18 protein-coding genes and 1 pseudogene are annotated in these 20,660 nt (G+C 58.3%); 10 read left to right on the top strand and 9 right to left on the bottom strand.

The genetic code is table 11. From position 1 onward, the window contains the following. The first annotated feature begins 1,252 nt into the window (after positions 1 to 1,252). Positions 1,253 to 1,813 (top strand): cupin domain-containing protein, encoded by a 561-nt coding sequence (locus RAD10_RS14745; protein ID WP_461618066.1) that lies wholly within the window; start codon positions 1,253 to 1,255, stop codon positions 1,811 to 1,813. Between the two features lie 245 nt (positions 1,814 to 2,058). Here RAD10_RS14745 and RAD10_RS14750 read toward each other — a convergent pair whose 3' ends face one another. From RAD10_RS14750 to RAD10_RS14765, 4 genes are all read right to left on the bottom strand, one after another. Next, positions 2,059 to 2,946 carry a LysR family transcriptional regulator gene (locus tag RAD10_RS14750; protein ID WP_461618067.1) on the bottom strand — a complete coding sequence of 296 codons (888 nt, stop codon included), beginning with the start codon at positions 2,944 to 2,946 and terminating at the stop codon, positions 2,059 to 2,061. Positions 2,947 to 3,800: 854 nt separating this feature from the next. Then, positions 3,801 to 4,256, bottom strand: a complete 456-nt coding sequence (locus tag RAD10_RS14755; protein ID WP_461618068.1) for a DUF3788 domain-containing protein — start codon at positions 4,254 to 4,256, stop codon at positions 3,801 to 3,803. Between the two features lie 746 nt (positions 4,257 to 5,002). Continuing rightward, on the bottom strand, positions 5,003 to 5,806 hold the full coding sequence (locus RAD10_RS14760) for a YiiX/YebB-like N1pC/P60 family cysteine hydrolase (protein ID WP_461618069.1): 804 nt from the start codon (positions 5,804 to 5,806) through the stop codon (positions 5,003 to 5,005). A 1,047-nt stretch (positions 5,807 to 6,853) separates the two neighbouring features. After that, positions 6,854 to 7,009 carry a hypothetical protein gene (locus RAD10_RS14765; RefSeq protein ID WP_461618070.1) on the bottom strand — a complete coding sequence of 52 codons (156 nt, stop codon included), beginning with the start codon at positions 7,007 to 7,009 and terminating at the stop codon, positions 6,854 to 6,856. A 180-nt stretch (positions 7,010 to 7,189) separates the two neighbouring features. Here RAD10_RS14765 and RAD10_RS14770 point away from each other — a divergent pair, with 180 nt between their 5' ends. Together RAD10_RS14770 and RAD10_RS14775 are read left to right on the top strand one after the other, a co-directional pair. Continuing rightward, entirely contained in the window at positions 7,190 to 7,930 is a 741-nt protein-coding gene (locus RAD10_RS14770) for a Crp/Fnr family transcriptional regulator (RefSeq protein ID WP_461618071.1), read from the top strand. Between the two features lie 295 nt (positions 7,931 to 8,225). Further along, complete coding sequence (locus tag RAD10_RS14775) at positions 8,226 to 8,492, top strand: hypothetical protein (protein WP_461618072.1); 267 nt, start codon at positions 8,226 to 8,228, stop codon at positions 8,490 to 8,492. Positions 8,493 to 8,938: 446 nt separating this feature from the next. Here the strand turns inward: RAD10_RS14775 and RAD10_RS14780 are convergent, their stop codons facing one another. The 4 genes from RAD10_RS14780 to RAD10_RS14795 form a co-directional block, all read right to left on the bottom strand. Beyond that, positions 8,939 to 9,340, bottom strand: a complete 402-nt coding sequence (locus RAD10_RS14780; protein ID WP_461618073.1) for a hypothetical protein — start codon at positions 9,338 to 9,340, stop codon at positions 8,939 to 8,941. Between the two features lie 537 nt (positions 9,341 to 9,877). Continuing rightward, positions 9,878 to 11,293: a glutathione-disulfide reductase gene (gene gorA / locus RAD10_RS14785; RefSeq protein WP_461618245.1), complete on the bottom strand. Its 1,416-nt coding sequence runs from the start codon at positions 11,291 to 11,293 to the stop codon at positions 9,878 to 9,880. A gap of 468 nt (positions 11,294 to 11,761) precedes the next feature. Further along, positions 11,762 to 12,277 carry a Dps family protein gene (locus tag RAD10_RS14790; protein ID WP_461618074.1) on the bottom strand — a complete coding sequence of 172 codons (516 nt, stop codon included), beginning with the start codon at positions 12,275 to 12,277 and terminating at the stop codon, positions 11,762 to 11,764. Positions 12,278 to 12,459: 182 nt separating this feature from the next. Next, positions 12,460 to 14,049: a GMC family oxidoreductase gene (locus tag RAD10_RS14795; protein WP_461618075.1), complete on the bottom strand. Its 1,590-nt coding sequence runs from the start codon at positions 14,047 to 14,049 to the stop codon at positions 12,460 to 12,462. 421 nt (positions 14,050 to 14,470) lie between these two features. Here RAD10_RS14795 and RAD10_RS14800 point away from each other — a divergent pair, with 421 nt between their 5' ends. The 7 genes and pseudogenes from RAD10_RS14800 (at position 14,471) to RAD10_RS14830 (ending at position 19,482) form a co-directional block, all read left to right on the top strand. Then, entirely contained in the window at positions 14,471 to 14,740 is a 270-nt protein-coding gene (locus RAD10_RS14800; RefSeq protein WP_461618076.1) for a hypothetical protein, read from the top strand. Continuing rightward, positions 14,737 to 15,645, top strand: a complete 909-nt coding sequence (locus RAD10_RS14805; RefSeq protein ID WP_461618077.1) for a LysR family transcriptional regulator — start codon at positions 14,737 to 14,739, stop codon at positions 15,643 to 15,645. The genes RAD10_RS14800 and RAD10_RS14805 overlap by 4 nt, the downstream gene beginning before the upstream one ends. 399 nt (positions 15,646 to 16,044) lie before the next feature. Next, complete coding sequence (locus tag RAD10_RS14810) at positions 16,045 to 16,179, top strand: hypothetical protein (RefSeq protein WP_461618246.1); 135 nt, start codon at positions 16,045 to 16,047, stop codon at positions 16,177 to 16,179. Positions 16,180 to 16,334: 155 nt separating this feature from the next. Then, positions 16,335 to 16,637, top strand: a pseudogene (locus RAD10_RS14815) (LysR substrate-binding domain-containing protein); the annotation flags it as partial. A gap of 300 nt (positions 16,638 to 16,937) precedes the next feature. Further along, positions 16,938 to 17,642 (top strand): peroxiredoxin-like family protein, encoded by a 705-nt coding sequence (locus RAD10_RS14820; RefSeq protein WP_461618247.1) that lies wholly within the window; start codon positions 16,938 to 16,940, stop codon positions 17,640 to 17,642. A gap of 638 nt (positions 17,643 to 18,280) precedes the next feature. After that, positions 18,281 to 18,916, top strand: a complete 636-nt coding sequence (locus RAD10_RS14825; RefSeq protein WP_461618078.1) for a nitroreductase family protein — start codon at positions 18,281 to 18,283, stop codon at positions 18,914 to 18,916. Between the two features lie 20 nt (positions 18,917 to 18,936). Next, entirely contained in the window at positions 18,937 to 19,482 is a 546-nt protein-coding gene (locus RAD10_RS14830; protein ID WP_461618079.1) for a carboxymuconolactone decarboxylase family protein, read from the top strand. Positions 19,483 to 19,744: 262 nt separating this feature from the next. Here the strand turns inward: RAD10_RS14830 and RAD10_RS14835 are convergent, their stop codons facing one another. Beyond that, entirely contained in the window at positions 19,745 to 20,431 is a 687-nt protein-coding gene (locus tag RAD10_RS14835; RefSeq protein ID WP_461618080.1) for an antibiotic biosynthesis monooxygenase family protein, read from the bottom strand. Positions 20,432 to 20,660 lie beyond the last annotated feature (229 nt).

Genomic DNA, 20,660 nt, shown 5'->3' on the forward strand with positions numbered 1-20,660 from the left:
ACAGACTTACTGTGGCGTCGCAGACGCGCTGAGGAGACATCCATGCAGATCGCCCGACGAGGCTTGGACCGATAGCCAACGAGTTGCCGCGCACACGCTCGACGTTGAGTGCCTCCAGCTCCTGTGAGCCGGAGCGCAAGTTCGACTTTCAAACGCACAGGATTCGAGGATCATGTTTGAAGCTGCGCACCCAGTCATGCGCTCCGCCTATCGGACGAATGTTTGGCCGCATCAGCATGCGAACCTTTCTCAGCTCGCCGCTCGTAATCGTCGGCAAGGACCTTAAGGTGTCTCGCGATCGCTGAGTCGGTCATGGTTTGGGCTGCGCGGAGCCAAGTCCATGCTGTTTCTAAATAAGTCTTGCCTCGCTGTGAGATCTGAACCATCACGAGGGCCTCGCTCGGTTCTCTGGCAGCTGGTTAAGGGTGATCTGGAGCCAGCCCACCCAATTGCGGTCACTTTCCCTGCGAGCTCTGAAGCGATCGACGCACTTCTTGGAACAAAGAGGTGTTCGCCACGAGTAGTGCCGGAGGAGACCAAACTTGCCATCACAAACTGCGCATCGCGCGGCACTGCCGGATCGAGGACTTTCGGAGCAGTTGGGCATTGTACTCTCCTCTTGGCTTTATCGCACTGTTCGTCGATCATCCGTTTTCACGATCGCACTTCATGAGGTCATGCGCGTTTCCAACGCATGCATGCTAGGACAGCCGATCAGCAACTCAATTGAACGTTTAGTCGTCGCGTCATCTAAATGGTGTCACGGAACGATACGAAGGTTTAGGGTGCTCCCCCTTAATGCCGACCACTTCCGCAATGGGTCTTTGCGTGCGCAAACGGACGAAACCTTGGTAGACAATCTTCCGGGCCGCGCGTTTCAACGAACGCATCGGTCACATGGGCCACGTTGTCCTCGCTTATCCAATGCTCCAGGCAGTCCGGCAGGAGCGATACGGATGGGACGCTTCGCTGAAGGTGCGGGCAGAACCCTGCGGACCCCCAGTCGGCAAATCCATCGTAGGAGCTGCGTCAGAGTCGAGGACGGCGGGGCGCGCTGGCATGCGCAACTCGATTGACCGAGGGCGGCCACGGGTTTTACGAGTCTCTGCAGAGGCAGGTGGCATTCCTCGCTACGGCAGTACGCGGCCCGCCGCCAATAACGGTCCTCTATCGACTCTATGGCGAGAGGTGATTTCACTCGGCGGGCGTTGCGATGTCATTCTCGTCATGTTCAACACACTAGGAGCTACAAATGTCAGTCCAGCAGCCGGTTCTCACGTCGCCCCACGGCGGCGAGACGGTGACCTCGAGCGGGGGCTCGAGCGTCGAGATGAAAGTGGAGAGCCGCCAGTCCGGAGGTGACTATGGCGCTGTCCTGTGGACGGTCCGCGGCGGCGAGGAGCCGCCGCTGCATACCCACTCGCGCGAGGACGAGCTGGTCTACGTGGTGCAGGGGCAGCTAATCGCGCGGGTCGGCGATGCCCGCGTCGAGGTGGGGCCCGGCGCCTACGCTGCTCTTCCCCGCGGTGTGCCTCATACGATCGAGGTGCTCGGCGACCAGGCGACGCTGCTGTCAGCTTCGTGCCGGGTGGGCTGGAGCGCTTCTTGGTCCCCCGGGAAGGCGAGAAGCCCGATCCGGCAGCTTTCGGCCTGGCGTTTCCCTAGGGGCGGGGACCGGACGCGCGGCATTCGACCGTGCGCCTGCGCAGGCCCAGCCGCCGGCAGCTCGCGACCGCGTCAGTTGATTGACGCGCCGATCGGCGGCATCGCACTCCCGTACAGCGGGGTGTCACGTGATCTGCGGCTGATTTGACGTGGCGGCACCCACATGAATTGGAGGCGGCTGTCCAGACGGATGCTGTCCTGGGAGCCCGAGCGCATCATCTTCGCGCACGGCCGGCGGCACGACGGAAACGGCGCCGCTGAGCTGCGCAACGCATTTAGGTGGCTTTTGAAGTAGTCACAGTGAGCCCATGCGCCACATGCTCTCATCGGATGCTGGACACATTCCACGATTTCCCTCCATGCGAACGACGATCGGTCGACGCTCGGCAGGACTCACGGATTGGTCTTGAGGTTCTTCGCGAAATGTTCAACGAACGCGCGGGCCGCGAGTTTCGCTCCGCGTCCGGCCGGGAATATAGCGTTGACCTCGGCGGCACCCATGTCCCAATCCTTGAGGATCTGCACTAACGCGCCCGACTTGAGCTCGGCGCGACAGCCCCAGAGACTGCAGGCCACGATCCCGATTCCCGCGACGCCGCCAGCCACGGCCGCTTCGTTGATGTTCCCCGACAGAGGAGCTTCCACCTTTATCGAAAGGGTTCTTCCGTTCTTCTCGAAGCAACAGACGCCATTCGAACCCGGGACACCAATCAACACAGGATGTCCGGACAGATCGTTCGGCGTTTTCGGGTACCCAGCCCGTTTCAGGTAGGCCGGCGAGGCGGCGATGAGCAGAGGATTTGATCCTACCCGTCTTAGAGTCGCGGAAGAATCCTCCAACTTTCCGGACCGGATCGCGACGTCGATCGCGCTCCTGATGAGGTCTTGGCGACCGTCGTCCATCGCCAAATCGATCCGCAGTGCAGGGTGCTTCGAAATGAAGGCGGGAAGTCGCGGTATGACCTCCCGAATCGCCATGCTAGGCGACAAGCCTATCCGGAGCACGCCGCGAAGCACGCCCTTGCCGTGAATGGCTTGGGTCGCTTCTTCCAGAATGGCAAGCGCGGGCTCGACCTTCGCGAGGTAGTCCGCCCCCGCTTCGGTGAGCACAACCGCCCTTGTCGATCTCGCGAAGAGGGCAGCGCCTACCTCGCGTTCGAGCGACGCAATGTGTCGGGACGCCGAAGGTTGCGAAAGTCCGAGATCCTTGCCGGCCCGTGAGAAGCTACCGGTATGTGCGACACGGACGAAGAGTGTTAGAGCAAGGAGGCGATCGGTCATCTCGTCTCTGCGGAGAGTTTGGCTATGTTCGAGCTTGGTCCAGGATTCAACCTATGCGAAAATCGAATGAGTGGCGAGCCTACAAGGCGGTGATCTTCAGGCCACCCGGTATATAGCCTGAGGAGGGCGATCAGGGCCAGGACGGCCGCAACGTACGGCGTACGGCGCAGGTGGGCGAAACGGCCGAAGCCGCCCCAATCCTTGGAGCGAAAACGATGCCAGCTCTCAGATAAGGAGCTGGGGCGCGAAAAGTTTTGCTTGATATGACCCTTCGGGAAAATCGCCCCTAGGCGCGGCAAGGGGAAGCGGTGCGCATTCAGCTATATTCCTAATTATCTAGTTTATGTTGAGAAAGCGCTTCCGATGTCGGACAAGTCGACGGCGACACTGACCGGTAGCATGTTCGATCTTCTTGGGGCGATCTACACGCGCGCATAGGAAGAGCGCGGCATCGACACAAACGGCGTTCTGCAAAATTCCTGCGCAAAGATTTCAGGCGAGAGCGCCGATTCTTAGATCCGGACTGTCTCGATCCCGACTTCCGCGTTACTCCAAAGCAAGGTACTTCCGCTTATATTTCTGAACACCAGGGGGCGCCTACAAGCTGTTTGACAAGCAAGCCCTGATCTCGCGGGACTCGCCGGTCGACTGAGTGAAACGTCACGGCTAATCGCAGGGCTTGTCGTGCCTGACCCTTCGCGGCCCTGCCTGCGGTGCGAGCGAATGTCGTCTGCACCCAAAATCGAGCTCCATGAACAGCCTCGGTTATAACAATGTTAAGAGTCGCCGGATCAGTTGAAACACGTTTCGTGAAGACCGTATTGGTTGCCGATTCGGTAATTTGTCGTTGACGTTCAACCGCGTGATGGAGGAGGGCGCTTCATAGCCAAAAGCTCTGTCACATCGTGTCGATCAGCTGCGGACGAAATGGCAGCTGCCAGCCATTTCCCATCTGGGTATGTTTTGGCTTGGTCGTAGAGGTTGACCAGATGCGAGCGCCAGCCATAGCGCCGCTCCTCAAACTTCTCTCGCTCTGCTCTCCCTAAGACCACCAGGACGGTAAACCGCCTGTATTCTGGTAAAAGGGTGCAGAATGCCTTGGACCTCTTGTAGCGCAGGGACCAACCGCGCTTCTTACCGCCATATAGCCAATCCGGCGCGAAAACACCGGGGTAGTATGCTCCGATCCAATTCCGCAACTCGACCCAATGTACGAACGCCTTCACCCCAACCCAATCCCGGACATTGTTGTCATCGGGCTGCTCTGATTTTTCCGTGATCCTGTCGCCGATCCGGGGAGACTGCTCCATGCCGCTTTCCTTTACATCACATCTCGCAAGGTTCGGAAGACTTGGCGGGCTGAACCTCGATCTCGCGCTAGGATTTGGTGCAAATTCTTGTGCCTTAATCGATGCTACGAGGGATATTTCTTCCGCCCTCGGCCCGTAATTGAGGCGCAGGCGAATCGTTCGTCAAAGAGAAAATAGAGGCCGCGGATTCGTGGACACGTAATTTGGACTTTCGGCACGGTCTCGGAGAAGGCGTAGCGTCATCGGTCTAAATAATCCGTGTCGTGGTAAGGATCTTCTCGGCTCGTTTGACGATGGGCTCGTGAGTAGGCATCGCAGATGCTGGCCGGAGCGGACGGGAGCTTGGCAGCGTATGCATGCCACCGCCGATTGGAAGAAAGAGCGAGCGGCTGGAGATGGTCGGAGGCCCGTTCGAATGGACTACAACCGCGAGACAATCGTTGGTTTGGTGTTGATGTAGCCAAGTGATTGTATCCGCATCGCGGAAAGCACGGTCGGGTAGCGAGACCACACCCACCGGTTGACCGGACGCCGGGTCAAGGGCTGCCGGCGCGTCATTAGCCGCTGGTCATGGCGCGCTATTTCGAACTGGTCGCTGGTGGCTTTGAAGCTTCGAGAGCAGTGAAGAATTTGCCGATGAGTGGTGTCGCAGTTCAAGTCCCCAAAAGAGCACGATGGCGACTTATGACAACGGCACAATCGATTTCGAGTTTAATAGTCTGTCCCTCACCTTACGTAATGTCGGGCTATACCACTGCTTCGATTGTGCGTTCTATCTCCGGCGCAAGTGTGGCCTGTGCGGCGTCAACTTGGAGATCGGCCCAGCGCATGTTTTTATAGTTGAAGCCGGCGGGTAGCGTGGGCTTCACCACGAGGAAGTACGGCGATAGATCGAAATCGCGTGGCGCATAGAGAGATGAATGACGGATCTCGGCGACGTCGCTCCGCCCGGACTTATTCTCCATTTGCGTGATCTTGGGCAGGATCGGGTAACGCACGGCGTCGAATGCCTGCGCAATCAGAGACGAACAGATGATCCGACGCGCATCGCCGGAGCCGAGCGCGATGGTTCGTCGACGCCAACGTTGCGTGAAGGGACAAGGGAATAGATAGCGCATGAGGTCGATGACGTTCTTGAAATCGTAGCTGAAACCTATGCGCTCGAATGCGTAGCGGCAGACCTGTTCGCGGTCCGCATCGCTCAGGCCGACTGGCCGGCAGATGCGGGTTTGGCAATGCAAATACTTCGACAGAGGAGCCGACACGACGCCTTCGTCGATATTGGCTTCAATCAGGACGTGCGGCTCGCCGCCATTTGTGACGTCCGCTATCGGTCCGACGTACAACGCCGAATGCGACCATGTCGACTGAGTGATATATTTGATGCTGCTAGAAATACGACCTTTGCCCTCGACCAGCAGGACGTCACCGGGTTGAAGGGTGTGGCGTAGGGCGGTCGTTGCATCGTCCGAGGTGAGGGGCTCACACCGATTGGCCGGCTTCTGCAGCCGGGCGATCAAACGTTCGACGTAGTCGAACATCCAGCCCATCACTCTTTCCCGCGTTTTGGCCGTTCTCGTACGGCAGTTCCAGACGACTGTTCCGTCTTATCCAAGCGTAGTCAGGAAAGACGGACCGGACCATTGCACGGAGGTCGATCTGTGCACCGCATTTGTCTGAGGCGACAATACCAAAGTATACAATTGACCACCCGGGCCGTTTCCGATGAGCACCTTGCCGGCGGCTGCTATCGTCCGTTCGCAAGACGACGCTGCTCATGAGCGGCCGCACGTGCGAGATCGCGGGGGTGGAGCGAGGTTAAAGGGCACTCAACGCCTCTATCGGCTTTGCACTGGGGCTAATTTCGAGCGTGGACCTTCGCGTCGTTTCACGTACGTGCAAGGCTTAAGTCGCTTCAGGATAAAGTGGATAACCACTGGCAGGCAGGACCGCCTGGCTCCGTCGAGAATGACTCAAGAACAAGTGCGCATGACCACGGAACGCAAAACCGCCCAAACAGACGTTCGCCTTCCTCAAACCGGAAGCATGTTGATCACTGTACCAACAACAAAGCACAGCGATCCGATAAGATAAAGCCAGTTCGCTAAATTGCCCATGCGACATCCCTTGGATCGGTCGGCTGGGGCTCTGCAGTCTTGTTCATTTCAGCATCTCTCCTCAGGAGAACGCAGAGGAAATTTATCAATACGGCGGACACGTCGGCCGGGGCGCCCGTGGCCAAAGGCCGAGGTTGTGGTGCGGGAAGCCTGACGTGTAATATCGGTAGCGGTCTACTCGATAGTATGAATCATACGTTGGATTGCCCCAACTCGAACCATCGGCGAGATAACCCCAGTACGAGGCATCGGGATGACCCCGCTGCGCCCAATAACGCATGTCCATTGTCACGGCCGGTCCGCCACCTTGATCGACCTGGCATTAATCGGTGCAGCAGACGATTTAGCGGGGGCGGCGGCAGTGCGAGAGGAATAGCAATTGCCACGCGTCCGCCTTGAATGTTCATGGTGGATCCTATTCGTGTTGATAATGACTGTCCCCCACCGACGAGAATGACCTTCCAGCGCTGCCCAGGGAAATCACGTCACGCCATAGAGTCGATAAACGATCGTTATTGCCGCCGCGATCCGCAAGCGCCATAGGCGGAATTCAACTGGCACCAACTGCAGAGGCTCCGTTGCCACCATGGACCAATCGATGTTGCGCGCGGCATCGACGTTGACCATCTTGATCATAACTGGCGTGCAATATCCTCACACACTCAGGTCTCGTAGCGGCATGAGCCAAGTCCCCGACCCGCTACTAAATCCGAGCTGACCCGCGAGCGTTACGTCGCTCTCCGTCTCAGTTTTTTGGTACGAAAACGTACAGTTGGATAGCTCGGTTACTCAGAAAGTACTAGGACGTTGAATCTGATGTATGAAGTGCGCAACAGATTACTACGTCTGCTCCCACCTGATGAACTCAAGCACGTTCTGCTGCTCTCGGAAGAGGTGCCGCTTACGAAACGGCAAGTTCTTCATCGCTACGGCGTTCGCATGCAACACGTCTATTTCATCGAGAGTGGCCTTGTGTCGGTCGGTGCGAAGGTGGGACCGCAAGAGTTCGTTGAGGTGTGGCTGATCGGCTCGGAAGGGCTTGCGGGAATACATCTCGCGTTGACGGCAAAAACGCAGCCGATGCACCGTCGAATTGTGCAGGTGGCCGGCGCGGCTATTCGACTCACGGTGGATCGCTTTCAGGAGGCGATTGCTCGTCTGCCGACTTTCCGCAGCGTGGTGCACGCCTATATTGCTTCCGTGCTTATTCAGACTGCCCAATCAGGGGCATGTAATACGTCCCATCAACTACAGCAGCGCCTTGCGCGATGGCTGCTGCTCGCTCGCAATGCCCTGGGGTCTGACGAGATCCCTCTCACGCACCAAGTGCTTGCTCAGCTTCTCGGAGTCCGTCGTGCAGGCGTTACGGATTGCCTTCTTCAATTAAAGAAGGATGAGCTCATCGAAATGATGCGTGGCCGCCTCGTCATCCGCGACGCTTTTCGGCTGGCGCAGATCTCCTGCCACTGCTGGGGCTTGATCGAGCGCGAGTACGAGCGACAACTGCTGAACATTGGCACTCCGAACAGAGAATCGTTGGCGCATGGGAACCGATAGCTATCTGCGATGCCAAGCCAAAAATGGCCGGTTGCCAAGGTTGTTGCAGTTGGCTCCCCGACTTTTCGATCTGCTTGTTCAAGCGAATCCGTCACAATCGGCCTCGAGCACCGGTCATTCGCTATGCATGCGGAGACGAGACGAGTGCAGGTATCCTTCAGGTTCTCCAAGATTCGTCAGGGCTGGTAGACGCGAGGCACATTTGGTGCGCTCTTGCAGAACTACGCTGTCCGAAGTGGCAAGGCAGGCGCACGACCCGGCGGGCCCTAACCGCATGGGAACTAGGAGCACGGAAATGGAAGAACAAGAAGCTTTGCGTGTGATGCGGGTTCTCATCGACCATGGGTGCGGACCCGATATCGATATCGCGGACGCTATGGCGCAGTCGTGGCTCACCGAGGCAGGTCTCAACGAGTACGAATCTGAGCGCGGAATTGGGTTTGCCGGCGATCACAGATGGATAGTTCTGAGTGGGTGGGGGAAATTTCGGATCACCCAGGCGGGACTTGTCGCTACGATGGGGCCCATGACTGGCCCGAAGCCAAAACTGAAGTCGATCTAGTGTGTCTAATCAGGGCAGCGTTGGTGGGTATCTCCCAATCTGCGTAGCGCACCCGCGAAGCCACATCTCAGTGAACCGGTCGTGGAATGCTGCCAAATTCGAAAGGCTGAAAGCTGCTAGCGAAGCTGTGCCTCAGAAGAACCAGTCCATGACTCCAAACGGATTAACTGACATCTGTCGGCCAGTGCGTCGTAGCTGCCATGTCGCGCGCCACAGTCGTGTGGAATCTCGACGAACGATGTAGTGACCGAGATCCGGGCGCGTGCCGCAAACGGATGAGCAGACGGATAGCGTTGCCTGCCGCTCTTCCGGCCGCGTCAAGGCCATCCGGTGAGGTAGCTACTCTTAGAGGTTTCCAGAAAACGAATTGGAGCGGATCCTGTTTTTTCGAGGCAGTGACCCATTGCGACGGAGATGCCGCTACCCCCCTCGACATGATAGGGAATTTAACTGCTGTGCCGCCGATACAATCCCGAAGGCGTCGCAACTGGCTCCTCAGGCGTGTTGAAAACTGAAGTCGTGAGCAGGATAGCGGCGGCGAGGAGCCAGTAGTACTGGGCATCTACCTGAGCGAACTTAAAGGCAAATGGCACGACAGCAAATACAATGCTAACTGCACGATCGGCCCAAAGGTGCAGCCAGTAGGGAATGATGCGAACCAACCCGGTGGGATGGTCGGTCATGGCAGCCAAGAGCAGCGCGGCGACACCGGCAAAAACCGAAAGCCACATTGCGAATGGTCCGCTGTGGCCGAGCTTCAGCACGAACGGGGCCCCGATTAGGACGAACGCGACGGGATAATCTATCAGATAAGCGTGGAAAGACTTCGTGATAAAGCGGAATGACATCGGTGGCTCCTGCACGATTGCTCGGGCCGGTCCTTGCGACGCGGAGAGTGCCTCCATCCAAGACGGCGATGGGGCCGCTCTATGGCGGCGGGCCCTCCGCACAACCGTCGCGAGTCCGGTTAGACGCACCGATAGGTATGCCGGAACGCCAAACACTTGAAATGCCGGATCGTTATTGTTTCTATTCCACTCGCGCGGCGGCATGAGCTAGCGAAATGGCGGCTGGTGTTGCTCACTCTTGCTGGTGTCGAAGTACCAGCTCATACCATTGTCCAGTCTTCAAGATCGGAACGACCTTGGTTGGCTTGTAAGGGATTCGTCGTACCCAGATCAGAGATTTCGGAATGTTCGCATGTAAGCGCAGCACGGGGTCGACGAGGCGCATTAGGTAACCGGCACAAACCGGCAGGGCTCTCGGCGTTAAGGAGGCGGTGAGACCTCATCCTTTGTTTCGTGATCGCTGCCATTATGGGCATTTTGAGAGCTCGAGGCCACGTTGCGCTCCCCGCGGGTCCTTCCGCGCCCGCTACCGCTGAGTCAAAAAGCGGTGCTTGAGACAAGGGGTGCGGAGGCGGCGCGCCTGTCGTAATGCACTGTCGGCGTACGCATTGCGACGATCTCCTCGCCGACTGTTGGATGCACGGCCATGACCGACATGAAGTCCTTCATGGTTGCTCCGCTGCCTATAGCGATCGCAAGCACCTGGATCATCTCGCTGGCCTCGTGAGCGAAGATATGGATGCCCAGAATCCGATCAGACTCGCTATCCACGACGACCTTCAGAAAAGAGGCCTCGCAATCTCCTGTTACAGCCGCCTTCAGCGGGCGGAAGCGGACCTTGTAGACGTCGACTGTGAGGTATTGCGCTCTGGCTTCCAGCTCAGTCAGACCAACAGTGCCGATCTCCGGGCTGGAGAAGACCGCGGTTGGTATATTGGAGTAGTTGACCTGCCAAGCTTTCTTGCCGAACACCGTGTCGGCGAACGCGTGGCCTTCTCGGATCGCGACGGGGGTTAAGTTGAATTGATTCGACACATCGCCCACTGCGTAGATATTCCCGATGTTGGTGCGCGAGTCAGCGTCTACGATTATTGCACCGCCTGCCGCAGTCTTGACCCCGGCGCGGTCGAGTCCGAGCGAGCTCGTGTTCGGAGCGCGTCCGAAGGCGAGCAGCACCTGGTCGGCCAACAGCCTCGCGCCCTGTTCGGTCGTAACATCAATCCCTCCTGCCTCGTCACCACCGCCGACGCCACCGTTCCGTCGGTGAAGGCGGCAGATGCTGTCGCAAAACATCAGCTTAATGCCACGGTTCGTGTAGGATGCTGCCAGCGCTTGGCGCACATCCTCGTCAAAGCCGCGCAGAACATTGCTTCCGCGGCAGACGACCGTGACGTCGCTTCCCAACGCGGCGAACAGGCCGGCAAACTCCATCGCAATGTATCCGGCACCGCCAATGACGAGCTTCCTGGGGAATGTCTTCATGTCAAAGACATCATCCGAAGTGATGCCGAGCTCAATGCCCTCGAAGGGAGGCAGTTCGGGCCGTGCGCCTGTCGCGATCAGGATCGTGCGCGCCCGGATGAGGCGGCCGTCCCGGACGATACGCACCGTATGCGCGTCGTCGAGTACGGCGCGAGATCTCACGACCTCGACGCCTGCACGTTCTTGGCCGGTGCCGTAGAGCCCTTCCAGGCGTGCGATCTCGCGGTCCTTCGCCGCCACCAGCGATGACCAGTCGAAACGCGGAGCCGGCAAGTGCCAACCGAATTCTTTGGCTTCGTCGAACGTGCTGCGGAAGCGGCTCGCGTAGACAAACAATTTCTTCGGCACACAACCGCGAATAACGCACGTCCCTCCCAGCCGGTACTCCTCGGCGAGCATCACCTTGGCGCCGTGCTCCGCTGCAACGCGCGCGGCCCGAACGCCCCCTGAACCGCCGCCGATGACGAACAGGTCAACGTCGAATTCCGGGTCGGGGCGAGGCTCCGAAGCGTCGTCCGCCGGCCTCGACGCGCCTCGGAGACCCCGCAATCCATTTGTGTCGCTCAAGTTAGGTATCCAACTCATTCTGTGAGGCCGGTCGAGATGCGTGCGTAGGATCGAAGCGTCTGTGCACGCTCATGGCAGTTCTGACGCAAACGCTGTTACTTCGAGCTCGGGGCATCGAATTTTGGATTTGGGACCAACGCATCCGTCGACGATCAGTACGGCGAAGCTAGATCCGATGACACCGCGCCGATCGATAACGAACCCGTTGCTAGGATTAGCGGATCAAGAGGAGCGGATCGCGAATTAGTATCGACGTCGAGCAGATCTTTACGCCATCCAGAAACCCGGCGTTTGCCGTCTGTCTCGGGGTCGCCAGAGACCCTCCTTCTTTGTGAAGCGGATCCGGTCGCCCGAATTGGAATTGGCCTGCGCTCAAGCCCTCCTGGTCGCTTCGAACAGGAACCATGTGCGACGTTCCGCCTCGTCGATCCAATTTTCGATCAGGCTGGCCGAGGCGACATCGCCATGTTCGTCGCAGATGTTACGTGTCTGCCGCAAGCGCTGGGTGAGCGCGAGGTTGTCTTCCTTCAGCTCGGCTAGCATGTCGCCGGGTGTAACGAAATCAGCGTCATTGTCCTCGATATGTTTCGCCCTGGCGATGTGGCCGATCGAGCGGATCGCTGTGCCCCCGATCTTGCGGGCTCTTTCCGCTATGTCGTCCGTCATCGCGAAAATCTGCGCAGCTTGCTCATCGAGAAGAAGGTGATAGTCCCTGAAGTGCGGACCTGAAATGTGCCAATGGAAATTCTTAGTCTTGACGTAAAGCGCAAACACATCTGCCAGAAGCACCGTGAGGGCAGCCGAAATATCTTTCGTAGCATTGGAGCCGAGATTGGTCGGAGTGTCGAGTGGTGCCTCTCGGCGCTTTCTTGCGTCTTCTAAACTCATTGTGGTCTCTCCTTCCAGGGTGCTGCTGTGTTGCTCTTCGCCGGTGGTGGCTCTGAATATGAAAGCGTCGCGAATAGAGACTGTCCTTTTGCAAGGGGTGGGCCCTTTGACGTTGACGCGGCTGGGTCGGTGCGTCTCAAAGACCATCGACGTTTGCCTATGTCGGCTTGCCCTGGAGTGCCTTAGCTCTGCTTGAGATCCTCGACCAGCATCGCGGTGGCGTGGCGGGCGAGTGCTTGTGTTGGAGCGTTGGTATTGCCGCTAGTGATGTTCGGCATGATCGAGGCGTCGATCACCCGGAGTCCGTCGATCCCGCGAACTCTGAGCCTCGCGTCAACCACCGCTCGCGCATTCTTGCCCATTCGGCAGGTGCCTACAGGATGCCACATCGTGGTCACGACGTGCTTTATCCATTCGCCGATCTCGTCGTCCGACTGGATCCTCGGTCCGGGCTCCATCTCTTCCTCGATGACGCGCCTCAGGGACTCCTGGGCCATAACCTTGCGAATTGCGCGCACCGATCCCACCACGGCCCTCAAGTCGTCCTCCTCGCCAATGAAGTTCGGGTTGATGAGGGGCATCGACATCGGGTCACTATCGGCCAACCGCACCCAACCGCGGCTCTTGGGCTGAAGCACTACGAGTTCGAAGGTGATGCCGGACCGGTCGCCCGTCGGGCTGAGTTCCTGGTTCGCGATAATAGGGGCGTGATAGCATTGTATCGTGGGTTCGGCGGTGAAGTCCGACGGATTCCAGTGGGAAACCGTCTCGATACCGTTGCCCGCCGCGGGGCCATCCTTGGTGACGAGATAGCGAAGGCCCGCCTTCACGGTGCCGAGGCCTTGCGCGATGGCCTGATAGCCGAGATCGCCCTTCACGTAGGCACGCACCGGTACCATCGGATGGTCTTGCAGATTCTCGCCGACCTCTGGAGAATCGACGATTACGGCGATACCATGCTGGCGAAGCTGCTCGGCTGGACCGATGCCCGAGTGCATGAGGATCTTCGGGCTATTGACGCTGCCGGCCGACAGCACGATCTTTCCGGCTGTGATCCTGGGGCCCTTCGTGAATTCGACGCCAACAGCCTGCTTGTTTTCGACGAGGATGCGGACGACCGTCTTGCCGGTGACAAGAGTCACGCGGCCCGACGTCAGGTGTGGACGCAGATAAGCGTCGACCGCGCTGCAGCGCTGCTGGTTTCCGACCGTTGACTGCACGGGTGAGACGCCGATCTGGCTCTTGCCGTTATAGTCCGGATTGAAGGGTAGCCCATATTCCTGGAAGGCCTTCAGGCAGTATTGGTTCAGTTCATTGATGCCTTTGGGCTGCTGGACCGCTAGGCCGCCATCGATGCCGTGAAATTGGTCGTGAAAGGTGTCATTGTTCTCCTGCGCCATAAAGACGGGAAGCAAGTCGTTATACGACCAGTTGCCGGTCTCGCCGATCGCGTCCTGCCACGCTGTGTAGTCGCGTATCTGACCGCGAACGTAGGCCATAGCGTTGATCGAGGAGCCGCCGCCAAGCACCTTTCCTGAGCGATAGGCTCGCTTGGTGCCGTGCTGGGGAATAGTCTCGTATTTCCAGACATGCCGATCGTGTGCCAATATCTTGGCGAAGCCGGCAGGAATGTGGATGAACGGATCGCGATCTGTGTCGCCTGCTTCGATCAGCGCGATCGAAGCATCGGTGTGTTCGGCAAGATAACTCGCGACCACACATCCCGCTGCCCCCGCACCGACAACGACAATATCGTAGGCTTGTTGAGACATCAGCGGCTTTTCTCTCTTGCGCCAATCTGCATCATTTAACGCCGCCTACCGGCGGAGCGCCAGCGAATGATCGTGAGAGTGATCGCACCATCCGGGTCGGACAGTGACCTCGCGGCGCCGGCGAGGGAAATCACCTGTCGACATGAAATTGATAGACGGTCGTTATTGCCGCCGTCGTCCTCATGATGCCGTAGATGGGAAGGAGGTGAGGCGTGGCGCAAGCAAAGCCGATGCGTCCATTCGGCAGTGATTTCTAAGCCATGCTCAGTTGCTGGATCGGCCATGAACCACGCAAGGGCTTGCTCGATAATTCGTGCGGTCTGGCGGCGCCCAATCATTGGCAAGATACGTTCGCTCGTTGCTTTGACACTGAACGAAGCATAACTAACTCGGGGCGATAGTAATCGTTAACGAAGTGAAAGTGCCTGCCAAGGCGCTCACCACCACAGTGAGGAAGATTGAATGGCTCAAAATTGTGACGAAGAGGTTCGATTGCAACCAAGTCGCGCTCGACGGGACCAATGCGCGCGGCGGCTTCCTTGGCTACGTCATGCACTGCGTTGTGATGAGTGAGCTGGTGGACCGAAATCCTTTGCGGGTCTCGCAGATCAGAAACTGTACCGGCCGTATCGGCATATGCACCAACCACCTCATCAAGAAGAGGTGGGTGCCGAACCGCGTCCACAGATGAACGACAGACTTACAGCGCTGAAGCTGTTCGCTCGTGCGGCTCGCGTGGGAAGCTTTTCGAGGGCTGGTCGCGAACTCGGTGTCTCGCAGCCATCCGCATCGCGCCTTATTGCCGCCTTGGAGGGTGAACTCGGCGCGACCCTCTTCAGCCGCACCACAAGGGCGATCGCGCTGACCGACGCTGGAGCAACCTACTTGATGCGTGTAGATGCGATCCTCGCCTCGCTCGAGGAGGCCGACCATGAGGCGCGCGGCACCGGAGAACTGAGAGGCGTCCTTCGCGTCGGAACCTCGTCGAGTTTCGTGATCCGAGAGATCACGCCGAGGTTATCAAAGTTCTTGTCAGCCCATTCTGCGCTCCGTGTCGAATTGCTGTCCAACGATCGATATCAGGACCTGGTCGCCGAGGGGATTGATGTCGCCTTCCGGTTCGGAAGCCTGCCTGACTCAAGCGCCACCGCGAGAAAGGTGATCGAAGTTCCGCGCATTCTTACTGCCGCTCCCCAATACCTCGAAGAGCGGGGCACGCCGCTAACGCCGTCGGATCTTGCACAACATGCGATGATCATCGGACCTGCCCATCTCTCAACGATGCTCTCATTTCGAAAGGAGGGGCGAGTCGAATCCGTCTGTGTGCAAAGTAATTTGTCGGTAACAATCGCTGAAGGCGCAATCGTCGGCGCGAAGGCCGGGCTAGGTATCGCCGCCTCAAGCCTTATCAGTGCGAAAGCCGAGCTGGAAACCGGTGCGCTCGTTCGTATTCTCGCCGATTGGGACCTGGGTTCGATAGAAATCTATGCACTGTTCGGAAATGGAAGAACTACCGCCGGTCGCCGACCCGACGTCAATAGGAACATTGCGGAATGCGGTGAGGGAAGCCGCAATGCGACTGCTCGATGCGCCTAGGGAGAAGTGCCATCAAAACACAGCGCGGAATATTAGGCGGGTACGTGTCCAACACGCCGATATCGGTGCTGACTACCATTCGACGCTGCGACCTGACCGAGATCTTCCTCGTTTCTAGCTCGCACGAGACTGGCCCACTGAGCCACGGGGGGGCCAGCTCTGGAATCCAGAAGGGGTGTCCGTTCGTCCCGGAAGGCCCGATGTGGCTTTCACTGCGAGCGCGCCAGTGGCAAGGTGGCGCTAGGATATAGCGCGTTGCGCGTTCGCGTGATGCCGCGAGCTGTCGATCGTGCTCAATAGTGACAACAAATATTTGATGGTGAACGCCCAATGGAGTTCCACCAGGTTCGGTACTTTCTAGCTGTTGCGAGCACGCTGAACTTTACGCGTGCTGCGGAAATGTGCAACGTCTCCCAACCGGCGCTGACCAGGGGCGTGCAGAAGCTCGAGCACGAGCTCGGGGGCGCTTCTCTACCGAGAACGTCAACTCACCCACGTTACGGAGCTGGGGAAGGCTGTGTTGCCTACGCTTGAACGTGCGCTCGCCTCAACGGAGGCTGTTCAACGTAGAGCGAGGGAGTTTCAGAAGAAGGAAGTAGCTCGATTAATCATTGGTCTCGCCCCGTCCAATTCCGCTTCCCTAGTTCTTGAGCCCATCGCAGAGGTGCGCAGAGTCCTCCCACGCCTTCATGTCGAGAGAAGAGCCGCCAAGGCGCCTAATCGAGCTACTGTTAGAGGGCGAAGCAAATGTTGCCCTGGTTGGTGATCTCGAGGATGCTCCAGAACGAATTGACGATTGGGCGCTGTTTGAAGAGCGTTATGTCGGCGTGCTCGCCTCGTCTCACGAACTCGCTCGCCTTCCAGTAATCGGAATGGAAGCGCTTCGCGCGGCCACTATTCTGGATCGGTTCAACTGTGACGTGGCTCGCAAATTTCACCGTATATGCTTTCCCGGTGCGTTGCCGCACTACAATCATCGCAGCAGCCGGGACCTGCACCTGCAGCATTTGGCAGCCGCTGGGCTCGGAATAGTCCTCGCCCGAGCATATGCCCCGGCTACCCTCCCTAAAGGCTGTTCCGATCGAGGGAGACCCGGTATGGCGACAGGTCCGACTTCTCGCGGTGCAGGGCCGCCGCTACTTACCAGCGCTCGACGCCTTCGTAAAGATTACGCGGCTGTACGACTGGTCTCTTCACTCGGGGGCCGCAGACCGAACAATGCGGCCTCGTCGAAACAACTGCTATGTCCGCGTGAATCGCGGTCGCCACTTCTCGAGAGATCCGGTGTACAGATGAACATCGCAATGAGGTCCGACCAGTTAACTAAGACCCTAAAACTGGTGCGTTCAGAGCTTTTGGCGGGGCTTAGCCAGACGGACCGAGAAGCGTACACCAATCTGGTCGATTGGCTGCGAGAAACTGATGTCGCGTCGCGCGCTTTGCGGGTTGGCGATACGGCACCAGAGTTCCTCCTGCCCGATGCGGATGGACGGCTTCATTCGTCGGAACAACTTCGTCGTGAGGGGCCGCTTGTAGTTAGCTTCTACCGGGGCGGATGGTGCCCATTCTGCAACGCAGAGCTTCGCGCTCTTCAGGCGGTCAAACCCGAGTGTGATAGTCTAAAAGCGAAGCTTGTGGTGCTGTCCCCCGAGACACGTGATCTTCCGAGGCAGCTCAAACGGCAGCTGAACCTCGACCTGACGATGCTCGCGGACGTCGACTACGCCGTGGCAATATCCTACGGCGTCCTATTTCGTGTCCCTGACCAAACCAAAGCGCACTTCGCGGGCCAAGGTTACGACTTCGCGGACCGTCATGGATCGACTGAGTGGATGCTGCCAATTCCGGCGACTTTCGTGATAGATCAAGGCGGTGTTGTCAGGGACGCCTTCGTCGAGCCTGACTTCACAATCCGCCGAGAACCATCTGACGTCCTCAACCAGCTTCGGCAACTTGTAGAGTTTCAGGCCGAGCGTGCCTACGGATCTGACGAATGATGTCGACCCGAAAAACAATTCATTAATACTGATCCCGCGAATTGGACGGTCAGGTAATGTTGTTTCTGACAAGCGCGATCGAGATAGAGACCAACAATTGCGTAATCATGCGCTCGTTAGAGATCTGCATCGTAGTATTGTGCGCCTGACACGCTCGATCGAAAGCCCAAGACGTTCATCTTGGTTGGTTTGGGAAGTGATCTCGTTTCTCTCGGATATTCCTTCTGCGCAACAATCAGGCGTCTCTGCTAGCAGCCTCCCGAAACTAAACACCCTCCGTCCAATAAGAGTCGGTTTCGTCTTTAGAAGCAGAGGTTTTTAACACCGGACCATGGCATCAATTTCATAACGAAAGGTCATTGGTCGAGCGAGTGCTGCCGGAATAGTTTCGTTCGTATGCAAAGGAATGCGGAAGAGGATGGCCCACCGCGCCCAAGCGTGGGGACGGAGAAGACAGTAGTCGCGACGAACCGGGCGAGGGCGCTGGTGGCTGGCGCCGGCCGGATCCACCGACCGGGTCTTATCAGACCTGCCGGGAGCAACCTGGGGCTTTCCATGGCTTCCAGTGTGAGGTGTCGAATGGGTTCGTCACCGCAAGAATGCCAGCACGCTTATCAACCACCATGACCGGAAGTACCATGACCAATGGAATCGCCATGACCAACGCCGTGATCGAATGTATCCTGAGCCGAAGCGCGGCCAAGTACTATGACCCCGCCGCTAAGTTGAGTGACGACCAAATCCGCGAGCTCGTGCGGATCGGCACCACCGCGCCGACATCCTTCCACTTGCAGAACTGGCGATTCGTCGCCGTGCGTACGCCGGAAGCAAAAGCGCGACTGAGTCCGATCGCTTGGAGTCAGCCTGCAATCACCGAAGCGGCCGTTACCTTTATCGTCTGCGGCCAGCTGGCCGATTCGAGCGTAATACCAGAGCGTCTAGCACCTCTGGTGAACGCAGGCATTATGCCTGAAGAGATGGTGCCGGAATGGGAGATCCCTGCGCGCGATCTGTACATGGAGTACCCGCAGCGCCAGCGCGACGAAGCAATACGCACCGGCACCTTCGGCGCGGCTGCGATGATCTATGCGGCCCGTTCGCTCGGACTGGGATCGACGCCGATGATCGGTTTTGATGCTGAGGCGGTGCACCGCGAGTTCGGACTAAGTAAGGAGGAGGTACCCGTCATGCTCTTGTCTGTAGGGGCGGAGCGTCCGGGAAATTGGCCGCAGAAGCCGCGTCGTCCGGTGGCCGATGTGCTGGAACTCGTTTAGAAGATATTTGGGGAACTACGATGCCAAGAACTGCAGCCTTAAAGTCAGAAGACGTGCCTGCGGATTGCAAACTGACTCTTGATGCGTTCACCAGGGCGATCGGCTTCACGCCAAACATGATGGCGACCTTCGCGCAGAGCCCGATTGCGTTCAACGCCTGGGCCGCGCTGCTCGGGTCGTTGAGCAAGGCGCTCGACGTGAAGACCCGTGACAGCATCGGGCTCGCCGTGTCTGAAGTGAATGGCTGCAACTATTGTCTGAATGTTCATAGTTTTACTGCCGAGCATATGGCCAAGCTGCCGGCGGATGAAATTATTCTCGCTCGGAAAGGGCATGCCATCGAACCGAAGCGGGACGCCGCCGTCCAGTTTGCGCGCAAGGTCATCGAGAGCCGGGGCAAAGTCAGTGAAGCCGATCTGAATGCTGTCCGCGATGCCGGCTATACGGACGCGAACGTCATCGAGATCATCGCCCTGGTGGCCATGTACTCTCTGACGAACTTTTTCAATAACGTGTTTGATCCCGAGGAGGACTTTCCCGTTGTTCCGCCGGCCGGCTCCCTCTGAACTCTATCCGGTCGCATTGGCCATTTCGACGCTTAGGTGGGTGATGCGGGCGTGGCGGGCCCAAAGGGAATCTCGCGAAAGCAAGGGAGCCTACAACGGAGTGCAATTGCGAGACCCGGGAGCTGAACTGTGGCTTGAGACCAAATCTCCTTACGGAGGCGAGTATGAATCGCTACGCCTTTAAATCTCCCAATGTGGCACGCGGGTATCTCAACCGAAGGAGATCGCTTCTTCGCGGTTCAGCCCGCTCGGGATCGCAGTGTCAGGCGTGGATGCTCTCACCGCCTCTGGCATTTGCGAAATACTGAGGCGCCTCACGCCGATCGTACTTCCCGTAGTCACGCACAATCCGCACTCTCCGGACCCTAGGCTCGTCATCCAGCACGGAGGTGTCCTCGTAGGCCAGCGCTGCAGCCGCGTTCTTCCAAGTTATGAGCAAAATTAGTTCGCCGGGCGTGAGCAAGGCCTCGAAAATGTCCCAGGACGTGCTGTCGGCGGCCCACGGATTTAGTCCCAGCCACTCGGCGCATTCATACGGGTTGTTGGTCTGCTTCCATTCCGTGGGGCGAGTCGCATTAATCAGCGTGACCGCCGTTCCCTCGCCGAATTCGGTCTCCTCGAGCCTCTGGTCCGTGAGGGCGTATCCCGGCGGCACTCGATTGTCAGCGGTGATCTGGCCGACGCGCAGGTGGTAGTCAGCGAGGATTTCGTCACGGCCCTTCTGCTGGACCTGATGATGGGGCAAGCGGGTGCGCCAGCGCACGAGTGACTTCTCGTCCCGCCAGCTCGAAAGCGAAAGGATCCAGCCCTCGCGGGTCAGGCTTTTGTACCGGGTATTGTCGACGAAGCCATCGACCCGCTCCAACTCGGGGCGCAGTACCTTGACCTTGTCGAGGTAGTCATCCCACTTCTCTTGATTGGGAAGCGTCTCGAAGATCACTGAAAACATATGGTATCTCGCTCCTGAGTGCCGCGGCGTAGTCCATTTCGATGTCGACGTGCCCCCCAACGCCGGTGTGCTTGCCTTCTAATCGCGCGAACTGCACGCCGTTGACCACAACTTTATAACCGCGCGCATCCCGGTTGCATTGTTGACTAAGAACCGACCTGTAAAGTTATTACTCCGATAACGGCGTGGGCTACAGGCGCATCTGGAGGATAGGCCCCCGGCCATCTCA

The sequence above is a fragment of the Bradyrhizobium sp. 23AC genome (assembly GCF_054863025.1).